The organism is Streptomyces sp. NPDC037273, from assembly GCF_055603625.1.
Window position 1 is genome coordinate 64254 of the sequence record NZ_JBVJVO010000018.1, and the last position, 22316, is coordinate 86569.

Genomic DNA, 22316 nt, shown 5'->3' on the forward strand with positions numbered 1-22316 from the left:
AACCGACATCGGGAGTACTCCATGGCCCTGTGGGACCGCATCAAGGAATCCGCATCGACGATGCAGACCCAGCTGGTGGCGAAGAAGAACGACCTCAAGAGCGGCGCCTTCCGCGACGCCAGCATGGCCATGTGCGCCCTGGTCGCCGCCGCGGACGGCACCGTCGACCCCGCCGAGCGCCGCCGGGTCGCCCAGCTCATCGCCTCCAACGAAGTCCTGCAGAACTTCGACGCCCTCGACCTCCAGCGCCGCTTCGACGCCAACCTCGACAAGCTCACCGCCGACTTCGACTTCGGCAAGGTCAGCGTCCTCCAGGAGATCGCCAAGGCGAAGAAGAAGCCCGCCGAGGCCCGTGCCGTCATCCAGATCGGCATCGTCATCGGCGGCGCCGACGGCGACTTCGACAAGACCGAACAGGCCGTGGTCCGCGAGGCATGCTTCACCCTGGACCTCCCGCCCCACGAGTTCGACCTCTGACCGACCGAGGCCTGTCACGCCCGCACGTCCCGCGACCGCCGCGCCGATCACATCGGCGCGGCGGTCGCGTGCAGGACGAGGAAGAGGGTCACGGCGGAGTTCGCCGAGGCCAGTGCCGATACGGCGACACCGAAGGCCGCGCCCCACGCCGCGAGGCCGACCGCCGTGGACACCGGCGGCCACGCGCCGCCCACCGGGGCAGGCCGCAGCAGGGCCGCCACGCGGCGCGGCACCGGTCCCGGCCGCTCCCCCGCCGCCCGGTGCGGCCCCGGACCCGCCACGCGACGCGGTGTCGCCGCCTGACCCGCCGCCGCGAGCAGCGTCACGGCCGGCGCGCGCGGGGCGAGCAGGGCCGCCCTGCCGATCGCCCGCGCCACCGCCCGTCTGCTCCCCACGGCGGCGGCCGCCTCCTCGTCCGCCCAGCGTTCGGCCGTGTAGGACACGGCGGTACGGAGCGGGCGCAGGAACGGGTTGGCTCGGGCCGCCAGATGGACCGCGAGCAGGTAGCGGTGGTGGCGGTCGGTCAGGTGAGCCCGCTCGTGGGCGAAGAGCGCGCGGCGTTCGGGCGCGGAGAGCCCGGCGAGCATGGCCGTGCTGACGATGATCCGGCCTCGGGGGCGGTGGTGACGGGCGCGGATTCGGCGGGGGCCGGGGAGCGCGTACGCGTACGGCGTGGGGTCCGGGAGTACGGCGACGGGCGTCGGGCGGAGACCGGCGAGCGCGGTGGCGGCGCGGCGGCGGGCCCTCACCTGACGGCCGGCGGCGAGGCCGCAGGAGAGGAGGACCGCGAGGAGGGCCGGGATGGCGGCCGGGCCGGCGATCTCGTCGTAGGGGACGGCCGCGCGGACGTCGGGGTCGGACCAGCCGTCCGGGAGCGGGTTGCCCGGCAGTTGGGCGGTGCCGACGATCATCAGGAGGACGAGGCAGAGCGTGCTGCACACGGCGGAGACGCCGGCGACGGCGGCCAGCAGGCGGGTCGCGGTGCGCGGATGGAGCCGCTGCTCGGCGAGACGGGCGACCGGCCACGCGGTGAGCGGGAGGACGAGGGGAAGGAAGACGAAGACGCCCATGACGGCTAGCCCTTCTCCTCCTCCGCATGAACGTCCTTCTCCGCATGAACGTCCTTCTCCGCGTGGCCGTCCGTCTCCTCGGCCCGGGCGAGGAGTTCGCGGAGGAGACGCTCGTCGTTCGGCGGGAGCGCGGTGACGAAGCTGGCCAGGACCGCCTGCCGGTCCGCCTCCGCGTCCAGCATCCTCCGCATCCGCAAGGCGGCGAGACCCGCCTCGTCGGCGACGGCCGTCCACCGGAACGACCGGCCGGAACGCTCGCGCTCCACCGCGCCCTTCGCCCTCAGCCGGGTCAGGATCGTGATCACCGTCGTGTACGCGAGTCCCCCGCCGAGGCGCTCGCGCACCCACGCGACCGGCACCGGTTCCGCCGCCTCGCGGAGCACGGCGAGCACCTGGGCCTCCAGCTCGCCCTGGGCGCGCCGGCGCGGCGAGGTCGCGGAAACGTCGTCCGCCGTGCGGTCCGGGTCCGCCGTACCCTCCGCCGTGCGGTCCGGCCCGCCGGTCGCCCGGCCGTCCGCGCCGTCCTCGGTCCTGTCCGTCATGGTGTCGCCCTCCCGCCGGATGTCGCCGCTCGCCGGTGCGGTGTCCGTGCTTCCTCTGCCGTGAGCGCGCTGTTCGTGCGCGCGCGGTGCGCCCCGGGGGGCGGCAGGCCATCGTACTGAGCGGCGGTTCGCGTCCCTCCGGGTGCGTGGCTCAGCCGTTGCGGGCTCCGGCCGGGCCGGGGCGGGCCGTGCGGCCTTCGGGCCCGGCGGCCTGCGGCCGTCCGTTCCGGTCGACGTCGTTCGCGCCCGGTGAGGAAGGGCCCCGGCCGTCGCCGTCCGCGGGGCGGCCCTTGGCCTCCGGGCCTCTGCCGGGGCGGGGGTCCTGGCCGCAGTAGCCGGGTACGCGCTCCTCACCGCCGGCCGCCGCCACCAGTCGCTGCCACGCGTTCGACGCGGAGGTGCGGCCGCCCTTGCCGGCCTGCTTCTCCTGGCCACCCCGCTCGGCGTCCTTCTCGAATGCCCGGCACAGACCCTGGCGGCGGCCTCCGGGCGGCTCGGTGCGGTGTCCCTCCGGGTAGATGGGCGTTCCGGTGTCCGGCGGTCGGGGCGGCGGCGTCCGGGGGGCGGCGGGAGCGGTGGTCGGGGCGGTCGCGACACGGGTGGGGCGCGGTGCGGGCCCCGGCACGGCGCTCCCCGAGGAGTCGCCGGGGAGCCCGCCGGTGGCCACGGCCACGCCTCCCAGCGTGGCCGTGACGAACAGCCCGGCCACGGCCGCCTTGAGCGAACGCCGTGCCCTGCGCCGCTCGACGCCGGGCGTCCAGTCGTCCCGGCGCCGCGTGACCCGCGACGCGTGCAGTCCGGCGTCGCGCGCGGCCCGGAACGCGGCGAGCGCGTCCGCCTCGCCCTTGGTCGCCGGCCGGCCCGGGAGGTTCGGGGTGCCCGGGATCCCCCCCGCCGTGGGCGGTGGTTCAGCCCTCGTGGGCTCGCCGTCGGACATACGTCACCTCCCCCTTCCCGTGAGTTGTCGCGCCAGTCGCCTCAATCCCCTGTGCGCGGCGGACCGTACCGCACCGGGGCGTTTGCCGAGGACCCGGGCGGCGGTCGGTCCGTCGAGGCCGACGACGACGCGGAGCAGTACGGCCTCGGCCTGGTCGCGCGGCAGGCCAGCGATCAGGGCCAGCGTGTGTTCCGTCGACAGGGCCTCCAGGGCCTCGCCGGCCGTGTCGTCCTGGGTCGGGAGATCGAGTACGTCCTGTTCGATGCCGGAGGGGCGGGGGCGTGACCGGAGGCGGCGGAGGTGGTCGAGGGCGCGGTGGCGGGCGATGGTCGCGGTCCAGCCGCGGAAGCCCGCGCTGTCGCCGCGGAAGCGGCCGAGGTCCCTGGCTATCTCCAGCCACGCGTCGGAGGCCACGTCCTCGGCGTCCTCGCCGACGATTCCCCTCAGGTATCCGAGGAGCCCCGGGTGCACGATCCGGTAGGCCGTCGCGAAGGCCTCCTCGTCGCCCTGGCGGGCCCGCTCGACGGCCGCGCCGAGCTCGGCGTCACGGTCCGGGCCGCGTGCCGCCCCGCGATCCGGGCAGGGAGCCGTGTCGCGATCCGGGTCGCACGTCACCCCCCGTCCCACCTCGACCTCCCGTGTGTGGGTCGCGGTGGGCACGGGCCCTGTCTCCTCGACCGCACGAACCTGTTGGACAGCTGTACGTGTTCGGTTCCGGGTCGCGCGGCGGACCTGGATGGCGTTCATCGTGTCAGACCGTCAGGCGGTGCGGCGGGGGCGGGGTGAGCGCCAGCCGTGGATGGTGAGGAAGTACGTCTGGAGGGATTCGGCGGGGCCCTGTTCGAAGCGGTTGACGGTGCGGCCGAGGGGGTTCCAGACGCGGCCGTCGGGCATGCGGAGGCCGACGGGGTGAGTGAAGACGGAGCGGAGCATGTGGCCGGGCGGGAGGTCGACCCAGACGGCGCCGGTCTCGCGGACGAGGACCTCGCCCACGTAGGCGCCGAGTCCGGTGAGGGGCCCTGTGACGTCCTCGCGGGAGGCGCCGCCGCGTCTGAGTCCGTCGATGAGACGGTCGACGAGGCGGAGGCTCGCCGCGGAGTAGTCGAGGGAGAGCCGGCCTCTCGCTTCGACGACGTCGACGAACTCGGACGCGCGCCGGCCCATGTCGGCCGCGCGCAGCGTGACGCTCTCGCGGTCCATCGCTGACCACCCTTCCCCATCGAAGTGGCGGGATTCGCCGGATGATCAAGCGGATCGGGGACGGCGGTCATCACGGGTGGGCGACGTGACGCTGGTCACACAGGGGCGGAGGGAGGGGGTCCGGGGCGAGTGGTACAGGCGTTCGCCGCGCACAGATACGAACACGGAAAGGGGGGTCGGGGCGGGCTTCGCGGGGCCTCGATCCGGCCAATGCGGAACGGGGCGCACGGCTCCCCGGCGAGGCGCGCGGGAGGGCCGTCGGCGGCTCGTCACAGCAGATGAGGGAGGGCGTACGCCGGTGCTCCGACCTCCGGAAACGAGGTCCGGACTTCGGCCAGCCACTCACCCAACTACGCGCGTGAACCGGGGAGTTCACAGGCGGACGCGGAACGTCCGGAGGCTGCGGTGAGGGCCTGGTGGATCAAGTCTCAAAGCTTACGCACAAATTACACACACCCCCTCTCCAACCCGGCCGCGATGGTCTAGATTGACCGTGCTTCAGCTGATCGGACACGAGGCGACCGACAATGATCTGTAGGTCCGGCGGTATGCAAGGCCAGCAGTCGCGTGCCCCGCGCACATCGTGGGGATGATCAATTCCTGGAGCCCGGGGGGGCCTTGGGTGCGGGGAGCGCCCTGGGATTCGACGGGTGACCGTGGATCAGGAGAGTCCGGCGGGACGGGCGTGAGCGTCCACTGCCGACGGGTTTCTCAGTTCAGGCAAGTCTGCGGTGGCCGGTGTTCCATGCGCGGGAGGCGGGGGCCTTCCGTCGGAGCGGCGGTGTGGGGCGAACACGTCGAACCACTGGGGACCTGGGGGGTTCTGTGCGGCAAGGGGGAGTAGTCAGCCCGCTTCCGTCGGCGCGCGGGCGTCTGGCGGATGGGGCGATCAGCCGGACCGCGAGCGACTGGGAGCAGCGCTATCGCCGGACCGTGATCGTCAGCGACACCGTCGCGACCGCGGTCGTGGTGACGTCGATAGGCGAGTTCTTCGGGGCGCGGGACGCCGCCAACTGGCATGAGAAATGGGGGATCCTCGCCTTCTTCACCGAGCTCCTCGTGCTGGGGACGCTGGCGGTGAGCAGGGCGTGGGCGCCGGCCGTACTCGGCCAGGGCGCCGAGGAGTTCCGCCGGCTGGGCCGCTCGCTGTTCATGGCGACGGTGTTCCTGGCGCTCGCCGGGATAGCGCTGACCTCGCGCAACGTCAAACTGTGGATCTTCGTCGCGATCCCCGCGATCGCGGTCGTCACCATGACCACCCGCTATCTGCTCCGCCTCTGGCTGCACAAGCAGCGGAAGGAGGGGCGCTGCCTGCGGCCGGTGCTCGCCGCCGGGAGCCCGGCGACCGTGCGCGACCTGATCACCCGGACGCGCAAGTTCCCGCACCTCGGGTGGCGGGTGGACGCGGTGTGCACGACGGACGGCCTGGGGCCCGAGGGCGACCAGCTGGACGGGGTGCCGGTGGTCGGGCGGCTGACGGACGTCGCCAACCACATACGCCGGGACGGCTACCGCGTCGTCGCGGTCACGCCCGATCCGCACTGGTCGCCGCACCGGCTCCAGCGGCTGGCCTGGAACCTGGAGGGCAGCGACACCGAGATGGTGGTGGCGCCCATGCTGATGGAGGTGGCCGGCCCGCGGCTGCACGTCGACGCGGTGCTCGGGATTCCGCTGCTGCGGGTCAGCATGCCGACGTTCACCGGGGGGCGCCGGGCGATCAAGGGGGTCGTGGACCGGTTGGGCGCGGCGGTCCTGCTGCTGCTGTTCGCGCCGCTGATGGTGCTGGTGGCGCTGCTCGTGATGGCGGAGAGCCGGGGCGGGGCGGTCTACCGCCAGCGCCGGGTCGGCAAGGACGGCCACGAGTTCACCATTCTGAAGTTCCGCACCATGGTCGCCGGAGCGGACCGGGCGCGGGCCGAACTGGCCGAACTCAACGAGGGCGCGGGGCTGTTGTTCAAGATGCGCCGGGATCCGCGGGTGACGCGGGTGGGCGCGGTGCTGCGCCGGTACTCGATCGACGAGCTGCCGCAGCTGTTCAACGTACTGACCGGATCGATGTCGCTGGTCGGTCCCCGGCCGCCGTTACCGGAGGAGTGTGCCGCGTACGGCCCCGACATCCGGCGGCGGCTGCTCGTGAAGCCCGGACTCACCGGTCTGTGGCAGATCAGCGGACGCAGTGATCTGCCGTGGGAGGAGGCGGTCCGCCTCGACCTGCGGTACGTGGAGGACTGGTCGCTCGCACTGGACACGGTGATCTTGTGGAAGACGCTGCGCGCGGTGCTGTACGGCCACGGGGCCTATTGATGCGCGGGGGGCGTCGTCCCGCCGGAACGACGCGGACCGCAGGCCGGGAAGGCCTGCCTGGGGGAGGAACGGGTCAATGAGGATCAGCGTTTTCGGGCTCGGCTACGTGGGCTGCGTGTCGGCCGCGTGCCTGGCCAGCATGGGTCACGAGGTCATCGGGGTGGACGTCAACCCGGTGAAGGTGGACCTGGTCAACGACGGCAAGGCTCCGGTGGTCGAGGAGGGCATCGGCGAGCTCGTCGCCGAGGTCGTGGGCAGCGGGGCGCTGCGCGCCACCGGCGACGTCCGCGCGGCGATCGAGGACAGCGAGGTGTCGCTGATCTGCGTGGGCACCCCGTCGGAGCCCAACGGCAGCCTGTGCACGACGTACTTGGAGCGGGTCACCGAGGAGATCGGGGCCGCGCTGGCCGAGCGGGGCGGGCGGCACACGGTCGTGTTCCGCAGCACGATGCTCCCGGGCACCTGCTTGAACCTGCTCGTGCCGATCCTGGAGAAGTACGTCGGCGGCACCGCGGGCGTGGACGTCGGAGTGGCGGTCAACCCGGAGTTCCTGCGCGAGGGCACCAGCGTGCGGGACTTCTTCGATCCGCCGAAGACCGTCATCGGCCAGCTCGACGCGGCCAGCGGCGACGTGGTGGCGGCGCTGTACGAGGGACTGCCCGGCGAGGTGTTCCGGGTGCCGGTGCCGACGGCCGAGGCCATCAAGTACGCGGACAACGCGTTCCACGGGCTGAAGATCGGCTTCGCGAACGAGCTGGGCGCCGTGTGCCAGGCGCTCGGGGTCGACTCGCACCAGGTCATGGACGTCTTCCTGGCCGACCGCAAGCTGAACATCAGCCCCGCCTATCTGCGCCCCGGTTTCGCCTTCGGCGGCTCCTGCCTGCCGAAGGACCTGCGCAGCCTGGTGCACGCGGCGCAGCGGGCGGACGTCTCGGTGCCGATCCTCTCCCATGTGCTGCCCTCCAACGCCGACCATCTGCAGCGCGCGGTGGAGCTGGTCGAGCGGACCGGCAAGCGCAAGGTGGGCCTGTTCGGTCTCTCCTTCAAGCCCGGCACCGACGACCTCCGCGAGAGCCCGCTCGTCGAGCTGGCGGAGCGGCTGTTCGGCAAGGGGTACGACCTGCGGATCCACGACGCGAACGTGAGCCTGTCCCGGCTCATCGGCGCGAACCGCGAGTACATCGAGACGCGGCTGCCGCATCTCGCGCAACTCCTCGCGGACTCCGTCGACGAGGTCCTGGAGCACGCCGAGGTGTGCCTGGTCGGGACCAGGGACCCGGACGTCCTCGCCGCGCTGCCGCATGGCGACGGCACGGTGATCGTCGACCTCATCCGCCTTCCCGACGCCGAGGAGCGCCGGGCCGAACCTGGGTACGTGGGCCTTGCTTGGTAATACGACCAGCGGCGACCGGACGAACCGGCGCGCGCTGATCCTGGTGGAGAACCTGTCGGTGCCGTTCGACCGGCGGGTGTGGCAGGAATGCACGACGCTGCGCGACGCGGGCTGGACGGTGCACGTCATCTGCCCGCAGGGCAGCAAGCGGGACACCGAGGCGGAGGTGGAGATCGACGGGGTGCGGATCCACCGCTACCCGCTCCAGGCCGCCACCGGCGGTCCGGCCGGCTACCTCAAGGAGTACGGGACGGCGCTCTGGCACACCCTGCGGCTCGCCCGCAAGGTCGGCCCGGTCGACGTCGTCCACGCCTGCAACCCGCCGGACCTGCTGTTCCTGCCCGCGCTGTGGCTGAAGCGGCAGGGCGCGCGGTTCGTCTTCGACCAGCACGACCTGGTGCCCGAGCTGTACCTCTCCCGCTTCGACCGCGGCAAGGACCTGCTCTACCGGGGCGTGTGCGCGCTGGAGCGCCGGACCTACCGGGCCGCGGACGTCGTGCTCGCCACGAACGAGAGCTACCGGGACGTCGCGGTACGCCGGGGCGGCAAGCGGCCGGAGGACGTATTCGTGGTGCGCAGCGCGCCCGACATCGAGCGGTTCCGCCCGGTGCCGGCCGAGCCGGAGCTGAAGCGCGGCAAGCCCCATCTGCTGTGCTATCTCGGCGTCATGGGCCCGCAGGACGGTGTCGACTACGCGCTGCGCGCCCTCGCGAAGCTGCGCGACGAGGTGGGCCGTACGGACTGGCACGCGGTGTTCGTCGGCGGCGGCGACACCTTCGACGCGATGGTGGAGCTGTCCCGGCGGCTCGGCCTGTCCGACCAGGTGGAGTTCACCGGGCGCGTCCCCGACGCGGACCTGGTGCGCTACCTGTCCAGCGCGGACGTGTGCCTCTCCCCCGACCCGCACAACCCGCTCAACGACGTGTCGACCATGAACAAGGTCCTGGAGTACATGGTCATGGGCCGGCCGATCGTCTCGTTCGACCTGCGGGAGGCGCGGGTCTCCGCCGGCGACGCCGCCGTGTACGCCCCCGCCAACGACGAGTCCGAGTTCGCCAAGCTCGTCGCGATGCTCCTCGACGACCCCGAACAGCGGGCCCGCATGGGCGAGATCGGCCGGGAGCGGATCAGCGGACCGCTGTCCTGGCCGAACTCCCAGCGGTCGCTGCTCGACGCCTACTCCGCCGCCTGCCGCGACCAGGCGCCGGTGCCGCACCCGAACAAGGCAGGGACGAGGCCTCGTCGTTGAGCGAAGACACCATACGCCTGGTCACGATCGGGCGGATCCTCCGTCGGCGCGGACGGCTGCTCACCCTCCTCACCCTGGTGGGCGCGCTCGTCGGCTACGGCACCTCCGAGCTGGTCCCGGCGCGGTACACGACCTCGGCGCAGGTCCTGCTGCCCGGGGCGTGGGAGGAGCGCGAGCTGCTGACGCAGGCGGAGATCGCGACCAGTTCGGTGGTCGTCGACCGCGTCGCCGGCACCCTCGGCTGGCCCGGGACCACCGGCGTCGAGCTGCGGGAGCAGGTGAACGCCGAGGTCGCCGACGGGAACATCATCAGGATCTCGGGCACCGCCGACACCCCGGAGCGCGCCCAGCGGCTCTCCGACGAGGCGGCCCGTGAGTTCGTGGCCTTCGCCACCCGGATCGCGGGCGACAACACGGACCCCGAGGCCGAGGCGCGTCTCGAGGCGCTCCGCAAGAGCGTGGAGCAGACCAACGGCCGCATCACCAAGCTGGCCGAGGCGGCCGACCCCGGGCGGACCGTGGAGAGCGTGCAGACCCGCACCGAGCTGGAGAAGCTGCGCACCTCGCTGCGGGAGGCCATCGAGAAGCTGGACGCGGCCGACCCGGCGTCGGGCAAGGCCGACAAGGCCAACATGGTCGTGATGGGACCGGCGGCCCGGCCGGCCGGCGAGGCGCCGCCGACGCGGCCGCAACTCATCGCGGCCGGGGCGCTGTTGTTCCTGCTGCTGGCGATCCTCGGGCATGTGACGGCCGCCCGGATGAGCCGCAGGCTGCGGGGTGAGGCGGAGATCGCCGCCGCGCTCGGATCGGCGGTCCTCGGCACCGTCGACGTACCCGGGGACCGGTCGGCGCACCGGACGGGCGGCCGGGGTGCCGGGGGCTGGTTCCGGCGGCTCCTCGGTGTCGACACTCGGTGGGACCTGCCGGTGCCGCGGACGTCCGGTGACGAGGACAGCAGGCGGATCCGCTACCGGCGCCTTTCCGCCCGTCTCCGGGACCGGCTGCCCGCCCCGCGCCGGCTCCTGGTGGTCGTCCCGGACGGCGACGCGATCGCCTACCGGGCCGCGGGGCAGCTCGTCGCCGGCGCCCCGGCGCCGGGGTCCGCCGACGGCGGGCAGCCGATGCTGCGGGTGGTGGAGGTCTCGGTGTCCGAACCGTGGGTGCCGGACCGTGACGGCGACGAGGCCGGCGCGCTGGTCGTGCTGAGCGCGGGCAGCAGGACCGCGGCCGAGCTGGCCGGGATCGCCGAGGCCTGCGCGGACGCCGAGCACGAGATCGTCGGCGTCGTCCTCGCCGGCACGGTGGTGGACCGTCCCGCGCGGTCCGGTGACCGTACCCGGCACGCCGCCGCTCCGGCGCCCGCGGCGGACGAGGCCGTGACGGGAGGTTCCAGGTGACGACGCGTACGACTTCCGAGCCGTCGGGCGCCGCCCCGCTGCTCGATCTGCACGGCCTGGTGGTGGCGGTGCGCAGGCGGCGGCGCCTGTGGGGCACGATGGCGCTCCTCGGGCTGCTCGCCGGCGTGGCGCTCGCGGTCCTGCTGCCGCCGCCGCCGACCGCGATGACGAAGCTGCTCGTCGCGCACCAGGAGGACCAGCCGAACGACCCGGGGACGCTGATCCGGACCGACGTCTCGCTGCTGCAGACCACGCGGATCGCCGGCCAGGCCCTGCGCGCCCTCAAGTCCCCGGAGAAGCCCGAGGACTTCATGGAGGACTACGGGGGGATCGGGCTGACCAACAACCTGCTGCAGATCCAGGTGTCGGGCGACAGCGAGGCGGAGGCGGTGGCCCGCGCGCAGGCGCTGGCCGACGCGTTCATCGCGGACCACGTCCGGCGGATCAAGGAGGCCGCGGACTCCGAGGCCAAGGCCCTGCTCGGCCAGCGGGACCGGATGCGGGAGGAGCTCGCGCAGGTCAACACGACGATCGGCGGCGCCTCGGAGGACGAGGGCCCGAAGGTGTCGGCGGACCTGGAGTCGCTGTTCGCCCGCCGGGCCGAACTCACCTCGCGGATCGCGGACTTCGACCAGCGCGCCACCGAGGCGAGCATCGGCACGCCCCGGCTCCTCTCCGGTACGCAGATCGTGGACGCCCCGCGCCCGCTGAAGCACTCGCTGCCGAAGGCCCTGGTCACGAACGCCGGGATCGGCCTCGCCCTCGGCCTCGCCCTGGGGCTCGCGGTGGCGGCGGTGGGCACGGTCGTCGGGGACCGGCCGGTGCTGCGCCGGGACATCGCCGCGAACCTGGGCGCCTCGGTCCTCGCGGAGCTGCCGCGCACCGCGTCGGGGCCGTGGCGGCGCCGGCGGGTCCGGGCGGCCCGCGAGCGGCTCACCGTCTCCCTGGCCCGCACCCTGCGCGGCTCGGCGGAGCCGATGTCGCTGCTGGAACTGGGCTGTGAGCGCGATACGAGCGAGATCGCCCTCGACCTCGCGGCGGTGCTGCTGGCGGACGGCCCGATGGTCGTCGTCGACGGCCTGCCGGGCCAGCGGCTCGCCGGCCGTACCCCGCGCCCCGGGGACCCGACCGTGGTCGGCGGCAGGGACGCGGCCGGCCTGTCGCGCCAGGAGCGCCGGCTCGGCGTCGGCTCGGTGGCGCCCGGCGCGGCCTGGACCGACCTGCAGTACCTGGGCACGCGGACCGTGCTCGTGGTGCGGGCGGGGCACGGCAGCGCCGCGTGGCTGCACACGGTGGCCCGGCAGCTGGCGGACCAGCGCATCGCGGTGCTCGGGGTGGTGCTCGTCGACCCCGATCCGCGGGACCGGACCGACGGCACGCTGTGGGACGGGCAGCGGAACGCCCTGCGCGGCAACGGCGAACGACAGACCCGGCGGAACGGGGAAGCTCAGCGGCGGACCGAGCGGGTGCCGCTGTGGGCGCCGCGGGTCCCGGACAGTGATCAGGAGGTGCGGTAGCCGTGTGCGGCATCGCAGGCACGTACCGGTGGCCGGACGGCAAGTCCGTGACCGACCGGCTCACCGACACCCTCGCCCATCGCGGGCCCGACGCGGCCGGCCGCTACAGCCATCCCCTCGGTGACGGCGAGGTCCACCTCGGGCACCGCAGGCTGTCCATCGTCGACCTGTCCGAGACGGGCGCGCAGCCGATGGTCTCGGACGGCCTGGTCCTCACGTACAACGGCGAGCTGTACAACGCGCCCGAGCTGCGGGCCGAGCTCGCCGCGGCCGGGGTGCGCTTCCGCGGCACGTCCGACAGCGAGGTGCTCCTGGAGGCCTGGCGGCGCTGGGGCACCGACTGTCTGCCGCGCCTCCGCGGCATGTTCGCGTTCGGCGTCTTCGACGAGCGCACCGGTGAACTGGTGCTCGTCCGCGACCAGTTGGGCATCAAGCCGCTGTTCCTGCTGCGGCGCGGCGAGGGCCTGGTCTTCGCCTCCGAGCTGAAGGCGCTCGCCGCGGTGACCGGCGGGAAGCTGGAGGTGGACCACGGGGCCCTGGTGGCCTCGCTCCTCTACTACTGGGTGCCGGACTCGCGGTGCGCGTACCGCGAGGCGGAGAAGCTGCCGCCCGGCAGCTGGCTGCGCTTCCGGCCCGACGGCGGGGTCGAGCGGGGCCGGTTCTGGAACCTGCGGGACGTGGCCGCCGAGGGCCGCGACCGGGCGCTCGCCGGGGAGATCCCGGATCTCGCCGCGATCGTCGAGGAGTCCACCCGGAAGCACCTGCTGGCCGACGTGCCCGTGGCGACGTTCCTGTCGGGCGGTCTCGACTCCAGCTGGCTGACCGCGCTCGCGGCCCGCCACCAGCCGGGGATCTCCGCCTACACCATCGGGTTCCGCGCCGAGGACGCCCGGTTCGAGGCGATGCCCGACGACCTGCGGTACGCCCGCCAGGTCGCCGAGCGGTTCGGCGTGGACCTGCACGAGATCGAGATCGCCCCGGACGTCCTGGACCTGCTGCCCCGGATGACGTACCACCTGGACGAGCCGATCGGCGACCCGGCGGCGATCAACACCTTCCTGATCTGCCAGGCCGCCCGGGAGGCCGGGGTCAAGGTGATGCTCTCCGGGATGGGCGCCGACGAGCTGTTCGCGGGATACCGCAAACACCTGGCCAACGTCCTGGCGCTCCGCTACCAGCGCGTGCCCGGACCCCTGCGGCGCGGGGTGTCGGCGGCCGTGGACCGGCTGCCGGTCGCCTCGGCCCGCCGGGGCTACCGGTCGGTGCGGTTCGCGAAGCGGTTCCTCTCCTTCGCCGACCTGCCGGAGGAGACGGCGTTCCGGCGCAGCTACACCATGTACGACCAGGAGGAACTGCTCGCCCTGCTCGATCCGGACCTCGCCGGGACGGTCGACGACGTGCTGACCGAGCACGCGGACGTCTACGAGGACAACGACCTCGACGACTTCGTGAACCGCATGTGCCTGGGCGACGCCCGGATGTTCCTGCCGGGCCTGAACCTCGCCTACACGGACCGGTCGAGCATGGCCGCGTCGACCGAGGTGCGGGTGCCGTACGTGGACGTCGAGGTGGTGAAGGCGGCGTTCGCGGTGCCCGGCGACCGGAAGATCGTCAAGCGGCAGGGCAAGGCCGTCCTCAAGGAGGCGGCCACCTCGATCCTGCCCCGGGAGATCGTCTACCGGCCCAAGGGCCTGTTCAGCGCCCCGCTGCGGGCCTGGATGAGCCGGGACCTCGCCCCGCTGGTGCGCGAGGTGGTGCACGACGGCGTGCTCGTCGGTTCGGGGCTGCTGCGCCGCGACGCGCTGGCGCGGATGGTCGCCGAGGACGCCGCCGGGCACCGGGACTACTCCAAGCACCTGTGGCACGTGCTGACCCTCGAGTACTGGTATCGCGGCGCGACCTCCGGGTCAGGCCAGGACTCCCCCTCGGCTTCGTAGCGGACTCGACGGCACAGAGAACTCGACGGCACAGAGAACAAGAGGACTTCGGTGAAACAGGTCGTTCAGAACTACAAGAGCGGCGAGCTCGCGGTGCTCGACGTGCCGGTGCCCGGATGCAAGCCGGGCGGTGTGCTGGTGCGTACCGCCTACTCGCTGATCTCCACCGGGACCGAGCTCATGAAGGTGTCCGAGGCCGGCATGTCGATGCTGGGCAAGGCCCGTTCGCGTCCTGACCAGGTGGCCAAGGTCGTGCAGAGCGTCGCCACCAACGGGGTGCCCGCCACCTACCGCAAGGTGATGGGCAAGCTGGACTCCTACACGCCGCTCGGCTACTCGCTGTGCGGGGTCGTCGAGCAGGTCGGCGCCGGCGTCGACGACGTGGCCGTCGGTGACCTGGTGGCCTGCGCGGGCAACGAGCACGCGCTGCACGCCGAGCTGAACTGGGTGCCGAAGAACCTGTACGTCCCGGTGCCGGACGGCCTCGCCCCGGGCCACGCGGCCTTCGGCACCGTCGGCTCGATCGCGCTCCAGGGCGTCCGCCAGGGCGAGCCGCAGCTTGGCGAGGTCGCGCTCGTCATCGGCCTCGGCCTGATCGGCCAGCTGGTGGTGCAGCTCCTCGTCGCCTCGGGCGTCCGGGTCGTCGGCGTCGACCCCGACCCGGCGCGCTGTGAACTCGCCGCGCGGCTGGGCGCGGTGGCCTGCGGCGATCCCTCGTCCGCCGCCGTGGAAAGCGCGGTGGCCGAACTCACCGCCGGGCACGGCGTGGACCAGGTGTACCTGGCGGCCGGCGGCGGCAGCAACGAGCCCGTCGAGCTGGCCGCCCGGATGTGCCGTGACCGCGGCCGGGTCGTCGACATCGGCAAGTGCCGTCTGGACCTGCCGTGGAACGCGTACTACGAGAAGGAGCTGGACGTCCGGTTCTCCCGCTCGTACGGCCCCGGGCGCTACGACCCCGAGTACGAGCTCGAGGGGCGGGACTACCCGATCGGCTACGTGCGCTGGACCGAGCGCCGCAACCTGGCGTGCTTCCTCGATCTCGCCGCCCGCGGCCGGGTCGACGTGGAGCCGCTGATCTCGCACATCGCCGACTTCGACGATGCCGTGGAGACCTACCGGTCCCTGAAGGACGGCGAACTCAAGGCCGTGGCCGTGCTGTTCCGCTATCCCGCGCCGGAGACGGAGGGCGAGACCGAGGCCGTGGCGCCGTCGGTGGCCGTGCCCGCCGTGCAGCGCGCCGAGGCGCGCCCGGTGCGCGCCCGGGCCGCCGGGGCCCCGGTGCGGCTGGCGTTCGTCGGCGCGGGGAACTACGCGAGCTCGATGCTGCTGCCGCACCTGGCGCAGCGGGCCGGCGTCGAGCTGTCGACGGTCGTCACCACGACGGCGCTGTCCGGGGCCAACGCGCGGCGGAAGTTCGGCTTCGCCGAGGCGACCACCGATCTCGACGCCGTGCTCGACGACCCGTCCATCGACGCGGTGTTCGTGGTCACCCGGCACAGCTCGCACGCCGAGCTGACCCAGCGGGCGCTGCTCGCGGGCAAGGCGGTGTTCGTGGAGAAGCCGCTGGCGCTCACCGAGGACGAGCTCGCCGGGGTGCTCGCGGCGGTGGAGAAGTCCGGCAACGACCGGCTCCAGGTCGGCTTCAACCGCCGCTTCGCGCCGCTCCTCCAGGACGCCAAGCGGGAGTTCGGTGCCCGTTCGGGCCCGGCGAGCCTGCGCTACCTGGTCAACGCGGGCCGTCTCGACCACGGCAGCTGGTACCTGCGCCAGGACAGCGAGGGCACCCGGTTCGCCGGCGAGGGCGGGCACTTCATCGACACGGCGAGCTGGCTGCTGGGGGCCGACCCGGTCTCGGTGTACGCGCTCACCACGCCCGGCACCGGCGACCTCCAGGTCGTGCTGCGCTACCCGGACGGCTCGAACGCCACCATCAGCTACGTCACCACCGGCGCGCCCGGCTTCCCCAAGGAGACGCTGGACCTGGTCGCGGACGGCAAGGTCCTGAAGCTGGACGACTTCGTCCGCGCGTCGGTGTACGGCCGCAAGCGGTGGGTGAGCTCCCGGCTGCCCAAGGCCCGTGACAAGGGCCAGGCCGCCGAACTGGCCGCGTTCGTCAGGGCCGTGCGGTCCGGCGGGCCGATGCCGGTGCCGCTGGAGTCGCTCGTCGCCACCACGGCGGCCACCCTCGCCGTACAGACCGGTCTGGTCTCCGGTGTGCCCGTGACGCTTGCGGGGGCGCGATGACGATGAGTCCGAGCTGGTACCTGCGGCGGCTGTCCCGGATGGGCCCGCGGGAGATCGGCGGCCGGGTCGGCGACACCGTCCGCAGGCGGCGGTGGCGCGCTGCGCCGCCGGACGGCCCGCGGGTGACGGGCGTCCGTTTCACGGCGGTGCTGCCCGCCGGGGCGGTCGACCGGATCGCGCCGGACGCGGCGAAGCGGCTCGTCGAGGAGGCGGACCGGCTGATGGCCGGGCGCGCCGAGTTCTTCGGCGTGGAGCGGGACGACCTGGTCGACCCGGACTGGTGCCACGACCCGAAGACCGGGCGGAGCGCGCCGTGGGGTTACGCCTTCGACGTGCCGTACCGGGACGAGGAGACGGTCGGTGACATCAAGCAGATCTGGGAGCCGTCCCGGCACCAGTACCTGACGGTGCTCGCCGCCGCGTACGCGGTCACCGGGGACGAGCGGTACGCCGAGCGGGTCGCCGCGCACCTGCGGTCGTGGTGGGCGGTGAACACGCCGCTGCGCGGGGTGCACTGGACCAGCGGCATCGAGCTGGGCATCCGGCTGCTCTCCTGGGTGTGGGTCCGGCGGCTGCTCGACGGCTGGCCGGGGGCGGCCGGGCTCTTCGAGGAGAACCCGGTGGCGCTCCGGCAGATCTGGCACCACCAGCGCTGGCTGGCGGCCTTCCCGAGCCGGGGTTCGTCGGCGAACAACCACGTCATCGCGGAGACCGCGGGGCAGTTCGCGGCGGCCTGCGCGTTCGGCTGGTTCCCGGAGTCGGCGGGCTGGCGTGCCGCCGCGCTGCGGTCGCTCGACCGGCAGCTGCGGCACAACACCTTCGGTTCCGGCCTCAACCGCGAGCTGGCCACCGAGTACCACGGGCTCGTCCTCGAACTCGGCCTGGCCGCGGTGGCCGAGGCCGACGCCGCCGGCCTGCCGGTCCCCACGACGGTGCGGCTCGTGCTGCTGCGGATGACGGACGCGCTGGCGGCCGTCGTGGACGGCGGGCTGCGGCCGCCACGCCAGGGCGACGCGGACGACGGCCACGGGCTCGTCGTGGACGGCGCGGGCACCGACCGCTGGGGCTCGCTGCTCGCCACCGGGGACGCGGTGTTCGGCCGGCTCGCCTGGTGGCCCGAGGTGACCGGCACCGATGTGCGCACCCCGCTGCTCACCGCGCTCCTGCGGCCGTACCCGAGGGACGCGGCCACCGTGTCCCGTCCGGCGCGCAGGCCGGGTCACTTCGCCGACGCGGGCATGACCATCCTGCGGGGTCCCGGCGGGATCTGGTGCCGCTGTGACGCCGGTCCGCACGGCTTCCTCTCCATCGCCGCGCACGGGCACGCGGACGCGCTGTCCGTGGAGGTGCGGCACGACGGGGTGGACGTGCTCGCCGACCCGGGGACGTTCTGCTACCACGGGCAGCCCGAGTGGCGGCAGTACTTCCGGTCGACGCTCGGCCACAACACGCTGCGCCTTGACGGAGCCGACCAGTCGGTCTCCGGCGGCCCGTTCCTGTGGACCCGGCACGCGCGCAGCCGCGTCCTGGCGGCGGACACGCCGGACGTCTCAGGGGGCGGGACGGCGCGCTGGTACGCCGAGCACGACGGCTACCGGCCGTTCGCGCACCGGCGCCGGGTGGAGCTGACCGCCGAGAGCCGCGAGCTGAGGGTGACCGACGAGGTGCGCGGTCCGCGCCGGGCCGCCGTGGAGCTGGCGTTCCACCTCGGTCCCGAGGTCTCCGCGGAGCTGGTGGGCGACCGTGCGGTGCTGACCTGGACCCGGGACGGCGAGGACCGGTCCGCCGAGCTCGTCCTGCCCGGGCGGCTCTCCTGGCGGGCGCACCGCGGCGAGAGCGAGCCGCCGCTCGGCTGGTACTCGGCGGGCTTCGGGCGCAAGGAGCCCGCGACGACGCTGGTCGGCTCGGGCTTCGCCGACGGTTCGGACGGTTTCGTGACCGTGCTCAGGTTCCAGGGCTAGTGGGGGAACGGTTGGGGATCGAGTGGCGGCGCCTGGCGTGGCCGGCGGCACCGCTGGCGCTGGCCCTGCTCGCGGTGGCCGGCTGCGACGGCGCGCCGGTCGCCTCGGGCAAGCCGGGCGACGGGACGCGGAGCACCGCGGCGCCGTCCGCCGGGGCGTCCAGGGCGTCCGGCGCGCCGTCCGCGGCGCCGGCCCGGGTGTGCGACAGGCCCGCGGCCGGTCCGGCGACCGCGCCGGCGGGCGCGGTGACGGTCGACCCCGCGGTCGCCGGTGATCTGATCACCAAGACCGAGGACAGTCCCCCGCACACCACGTTCTGGCTCCGTCCCGGCACCCACCGGTTCCCGCCCGGGGAGTACGACCAGGTCCTCGCGAAGGAGGGGAACGTCTATCTCGGCGCGCCCGGCGCGGTCCTCGACGGCGGGAAGACCAACCAGTACGCGTTCGGCGGCACCGCCCCCGACGTCACGCTCCGGTATCTCACCGTCCAGGGGTTCGCCGCGCCGCAGGACGAGGGCGTGGTCAACCACGACTCGGCCGACGGCTGGGTGATCGAGCACACCGTGATCCAGGACAACTCCGGCGGCGGACTGATGGCCGGTGCCCGCCAGCGGCTCCGCGCCAGCTGTCTGCGCCGCAACGGCCAGTACGGCATGAACGGTTACAAGGCCGGTGACTCGATCAAGGGCCTGGTGGTCGAGGGCAACGAGATCACCGGCAACAACACCGGCGACTGGGAGCGGAAGCAGCCGGGCTGCGGCTGCTCCGGCGGCATCAAGTTCTGGGCGGTGAACGGCGCCGACGTCCGCGGCAACTGGGTGCACGACAACCGGGGCGCCGGACTGTGGGCGGACAACAACAACAACGACTTCCGCTTCGAGGGCAACCTCATCGAGGCCAACGACGGCTCCGCGCTGATCTACGAGACCAGCTACAACGCGGTGATCAGGAACAACACGATCCGGCGAAACAACCTGGTCGAGGGCCGCACGCTCGCGGAGAGCGGCGACGACTTCCCGTACGCGACGCTGTACGTCTCCGAGGCGGGCGGCGAACCCCGTATCCCCGCCCGCACGGACAAGATCGAGATCGACGGGAACCTGTTCGAGGACAACTGGTCCGGGATCACCCTGTGGGAGAACGCCGACCGTTTCTGCAACAGCCCGGCCAACACCTCCACCGGCTACTGCACCCCGCTGGTGAAGGACACCGCCCGCTGCGCGCGCCCGGCCATCGCCGGCGCGCCGCTCTACTCCGACTGCCGGTGGAAGACCCGGCGGGTCGACATCCACGACAACCGCTTCGTCCTCGACAAGTCCGCCGTCGGCTGCGCGGATTTGTGCGACCGGATGGCGGTCCTCGCCAACCAGGGCACCTCGCCGGAGTGGTCCCCCTACCGGGGCGACCGGGTCGCCCGGGCGATCACCCACGAGCAGGACAACCGCTGGCACGACAACGACTACGTCGGGCCGTGGACGTTCGTCGCCCACGACACGGGCCGCGTGCTCACCGCCGGACAGTGGCGGGGCGCGCCCTACCAACAGGACGAGGGCAGCACCTTCCGTACCGGGGACGGTGGTTGAGATGGTCACCGCGCACACGTCGAAGATCGTCGCCACGGTCTGGGGACTGCTCGTCCTCAACACGCTCGGCTCCGCCGGGGCGAAGACCATCGTCACGATCCCCCGCTCCCTCATACAGATGGCCACCATGGGCGCGCTGGTCGCCGCGTTCGCGCTGGCGCTCCTGGTCAACCTCAGCCTGCGCGTCCGGGCCAGCGCGTTCGTCTTCCTGCTCACCCTCCTGGTGGTGGTGAGCGTGCTCGCCAGCGTGCACCTGGAGTCCGGCTTCGGCTCGCTGTTCCGCTGCGGCAGACTGGCCGTCTTCGTCGCCACCCTGTGGCTGCTCAGCCGCTGGTGGGACGGCGGCCTCACCTTCGTACGCCACCATGTCCGGCTGTACTTCGCGGTGCTCGTCCTGGTGGCCGCCGGACTGGCCGCCTCACCGGCGACGGCCATGCCCGAGTACTACGGCGGACGCCTGGTCGGCGCGCTGTGGCCGCTGACCCCGCCGCAGATCGGGCAGTACGCCGCCGTGGTCATCGGCCTGACCGTGCTGCTGCTCCTCGGCCGCCGGACCACCGGCACGAGCGCGGCCCTCATCATCGTGCCGGCGCTGGTCCTGCTCGCGCTCACCCACACCCGGACGGCCACGCTCGGGCTGCTCATCGGGCTCGTCCTCGCCATCGGCTCGCTGTTCCTGACCAGCGCCGCCGCCCGCCGCTTCTTCGCCTGGGCGGTGCTGTGCGCCACGGTCGCCGCCGTGGTGTTCAGCTCCGCGCTGCAGGCCTGGTTCCTGCGCGGCCAGAGCCAGGAGAACTTCGCCAACCTCACCGGCCGGGCCAAGGTCTGGGAGGCCCTGATGTCGGCGCCCAGGACCACCGGCGAGAAGGTCCTCGGCACCGGCCTCGGCGACAAGTCGTTCGGCGGGCTGCCGATCGACAACAGCTGGCTGGCCGTCTACCACGAGCAGGGCCTGGTCGGCATCGTCATCGTCGCGGCGATCGTCCTCGTCCTCGGCGCCGTCGCGCTGCTGCGGCCGCCGTCGCTCTCCCGGGCCTGCGCGATCTTCCTCATCAGCTACTGCGCGCTCTCCTCGTACACCGAGGTCGGCCTCGGCGACGCCTCCGCCTACCTGCTCCACCTGACCCTGGCCGCCTCGCTCCTCGTGCCGCCCGCCCCCGCGACGTCCCTCCCGGCGGCCGAAGTTCCCGAACAACGACGTATCCCGCGATGGGCCCAGAGGTGACCTGAGCAATGCATGTCCTGGTAGTGCACAACCGCTACTCGTCGGCGCAGCCGAGCGGGGAGAACAGGGTCGTCGACGAGGAGGTGGAGCTGCTGCGCGCGGCCGGCCACCGGGTCGAGACCTTCGAGCGCCGCAGCGACACCATCGCCGGCCGGTCGCTCCTCGGCAAGGTCGCGGTGCCCCTCCTCGTGCCGTGGAACCCGGCCGTCCGCACGGAGCTGGCCGCGCGCCTGCGCGCCGACCGGCCGGACGTCGTGCACGTCCACAACGTCTTCCCGCTGCTCTCGCCCGCGGTGCTCGCCGCCTGCGCCGACGTCGGCGTGCCCGTCGTCGCCACGCTGCACAACTACACCCAGATCTGCCCGCCGGGCACGCTGCACCGGGACGGCCGGCCGTGCACCGACTGCGTCGGGTCGCCGACCGCGCTGCCCGCCGTCCGGCACGGCTGCTACCGCGAATCCCGGCTCGCCACGGTCCCGCTCGCGGTCAGCCTGACGGTGAACCGGCGGCGCTGGTGGACCGGCGTCGACCGCTTCTTCTGCATCTCCGCGACCCAGCGCGGCATCCTGGTCCGCTCCGGCATGCCGCCCGAACGCCTCGCGGTGAAGCACAACTTCGTGCCCGACCCGGGCGCGACCCGCGAAGGCGCCGGCGAGCACCTGCTCTTCCTCGGCCGGCTCGCCGAGACCAAGGGCATACGGCTCCTGATGGCCGCGTGGGACGAGCTCGCGGCGGCCGGCGGGGTCGGCGTGCCGCTGGTGATCGCCGGCTCGGGGCCGCTGGAGCGCGAGGTGACCGACTGGGCCGCGGGCCGGGACGACGTGCGGTACGCCGGCCTGTACGACCCCGCCCAGTGCCGGGAGGCCGTCGCGCGCTCGGTCGCCGTCGTGGCTCCCTCGCAGTCCCTGGAGACCTTCGGCCTGGTCGTCGCGGAGGCGATGGCGGCCGGAGTGCCGGCCGTCGCCGCCGGTCACGGCGCGTTCGTCGAGCTCGTCGAGGACGGCGTGACCGGCCTGCTGCACCGGCCGGGAGACGCCTCCTCGCTCGCGTCCTGCCTGCGCCGGATCACGGCCGAGCCGGACCGCAACCAGGAGATGGGCCAGGAGGCCCGGAGCCGTTACGACCGGGACTTCAGCCCGGCCGTCGGGCTCCGGCGCCTGGTGGACGGGTATCGGGGGGGGGGGGGGGGGGGGGGGGGGGGGGGGGGGGGGGGAGGGGGGGGGGGGGGGGGGAGAAAAGGAGATCTCGGGGGGGGGTGGGGTGGAGGGGGGGGGGGGGGA

At 73.5% G+C, this 22316-nt stretch carries 17 protein-coding genes; 12 read left to right on the forward strand and 5 right to left on the reverse strand.

All coding sequences use genetic code 11. The features are described 5' to 3' along the window. The first annotated feature begins 21 nt into the window (after positions 1 to 21). Entirely contained in the window at positions 22 to 477 is a 456-nt protein-coding gene (locus ACZ7G1_RS33780; protein WP_470881069.1) for a tellurite resistance TerB family protein, read from the forward strand. A 47-nt stretch (positions 478 to 524) separates the two neighbouring features. Here the strand turns inward: ACZ7G1_RS33780 and ACZ7G1_RS33785 are convergent, their stop codons facing one another. The 5 genes from ACZ7G1_RS33785 to ACZ7G1_RS33805 all read right to left on the reverse strand — a co-directional run bounded on the left by ACZ7G1_RS33785 (position 525) and on the right by ACZ7G1_RS33805 (position 4226). Continuing rightward, positions 525 to 1547 (reverse strand): M56 family metallopeptidase, encoded by a 1023-nt coding sequence (locus ACZ7G1_RS33785; RefSeq protein WP_470881071.1) that lies wholly within the window; start codon positions 1545 to 1547, stop codon positions 525 to 527. A gap of 5 nt (positions 1548 to 1552) precedes the next feature. Then, positions 1553 to 2089 carry a BlaI/MecI/CopY family transcriptional regulator gene (locus ACZ7G1_RS33790; RefSeq protein ID WP_470881073.1) on the reverse strand — a complete coding sequence of 179 codons (537 nt, stop codon included), beginning with the start codon at positions 2087 to 2089 and terminating at the stop codon, positions 1553 to 1555. Positions 2090 to 2240: 151 nt separating this feature from the next. Next, a complete protein-coding gene (locus ACZ7G1_RS33795; protein ID WP_470881074.1) occupies positions 2241 to 3026 on the reverse strand; it encodes a hypothetical protein in 786 nt (261 codons plus the stop codon). A gap of 3 nt (positions 3027 to 3029) precedes the next feature. Next, positions 3030 to 3641 carry an RNA polymerase sigma factor gene (locus ACZ7G1_RS33800; RefSeq protein ID WP_470881154.1) on the reverse strand — a complete coding sequence of 204 codons (612 nt, stop codon included), beginning with the start codon at positions 3639 to 3641 and terminating at the stop codon, positions 3030 to 3032. 144 nt (positions 3642 to 3785) lie between these two features. After that, a complete protein-coding gene (locus tag ACZ7G1_RS33805) occupies positions 3786 to 4226 on the reverse strand; it encodes a hypothetical protein (RefSeq protein ID WP_470881076.1) in 441 nt (146 codons plus the stop codon). Positions 4227 to 5051: 825 nt separating this feature from the next. On the opposite strand from ACZ7G1_RS33805, the gene ACZ7G1_RS33810 reads away from it, so the two are divergent. From ACZ7G1_RS33810 to ACZ7G1_RS33860, 11 genes are all read left to right on the forward strand, one after another. Then, the gene (locus ACZ7G1_RS33810; protein ID WP_470881078.1) at positions 5052 to 6530 is read left to right on the forward strand and encodes a sugar transferase; all 1479 of its coding nucleotides are present in this window, start codon (positions 5052 to 5054) and stop codon (positions 6528 to 6530) included. 76 nt (positions 6531 to 6606) lie between these two features. Then, positions 6607 to 7923, forward strand: coding sequence for a nucleotide sugar dehydrogenase (locus ACZ7G1_RS33815; protein ID WP_470881080.1), 1317 nt, complete (start codon positions 6607 to 6609; stop codon positions 7921 to 7923). Continuing rightward, on the forward strand, positions 7913 to 9172 hold the full coding sequence (locus ACZ7G1_RS33820; RefSeq protein WP_470881081.1) for a glycosyltransferase family 4 protein: 1260 nt from the start codon (positions 7913 to 7915) through the stop codon (positions 9170 to 9172). Before ACZ7G1_RS33815 ends, ACZ7G1_RS33820 begins: the two co-directional genes overlap by 11 nt. Beyond that, a complete protein-coding gene (locus ACZ7G1_RS33825; protein ID WP_470881082.1) occupies positions 9169 to 10569 on the forward strand; it encodes a YveK family protein in 1401 nt (466 codons plus the stop codon). Before ACZ7G1_RS33820 ends, ACZ7G1_RS33825 begins: the two co-directional genes overlap by 4 nt. Next, the gene (locus tag ACZ7G1_RS33830; RefSeq protein WP_470881084.1) at positions 10566 to 12086 is read left to right on the forward strand and encodes a Wzz/FepE/Etk N-terminal domain-containing protein; all 1521 of its coding nucleotides are present in this window, start codon (positions 10566 to 10568) and stop codon (positions 12084 to 12086) included. The genes ACZ7G1_RS33825 and ACZ7G1_RS33830 overlap by 4 nt, the downstream gene beginning before the upstream one ends. A gap of 2 nt (positions 12087 to 12088) precedes the next feature. Continuing rightward, entirely contained in the window at positions 12089 to 14023 is a 1935-nt protein-coding gene (gene asnB, locus ACZ7G1_RS33835; RefSeq protein WP_470881086.1) for an asparagine synthase (glutamine-hydrolyzing), read from the forward strand. Positions 14024 to 14074: 51 nt separating this feature from the next. Beyond that, complete coding sequence (locus ACZ7G1_RS33840) at positions 14075 to 16267, forward strand: bi-domain-containing oxidoreductase (protein ID WP_470881088.1); 2193 nt, start codon at positions 14075 to 14077, stop codon at positions 16265 to 16267. Further along, positions 16264 to 18228, forward strand: a complete 1965-nt coding sequence (locus tag ACZ7G1_RS33845; RefSeq protein WP_470881090.1) for a heparinase II/III family protein — start codon at positions 16264 to 16266, stop codon at positions 18226 to 18228. Before ACZ7G1_RS33840 ends, ACZ7G1_RS33845 begins: the two co-directional genes overlap by 4 nt. Positions 18229 to 18239: 11 nt before the next feature. Next, entirely contained in the window at positions 18240 to 19811 is a 1572-nt protein-coding gene (locus tag ACZ7G1_RS33850) for a right-handed parallel beta-helix repeat-containing protein (RefSeq protein WP_470881092.1), read from the forward strand. Position 19812: 1 nt separating this feature from the next. Next, on the forward strand, positions 19813 to 21036 hold the full coding sequence (locus ACZ7G1_RS33855) for an O-antigen ligase domain-containing protein (RefSeq protein ID WP_470881094.1): 1224 nt from the start codon (positions 19813 to 19815) through the stop codon (positions 21034 to 21036). 8 nt (positions 21037 to 21044) lie between these two features. Then, positions 21045 to 22316 (forward strand): glycosyltransferase (locus ACZ7G1_RS33860; RefSeq protein ID WP_471204348.1); only part of this gene is annotated, 1272 nt, incomplete at its 3' end.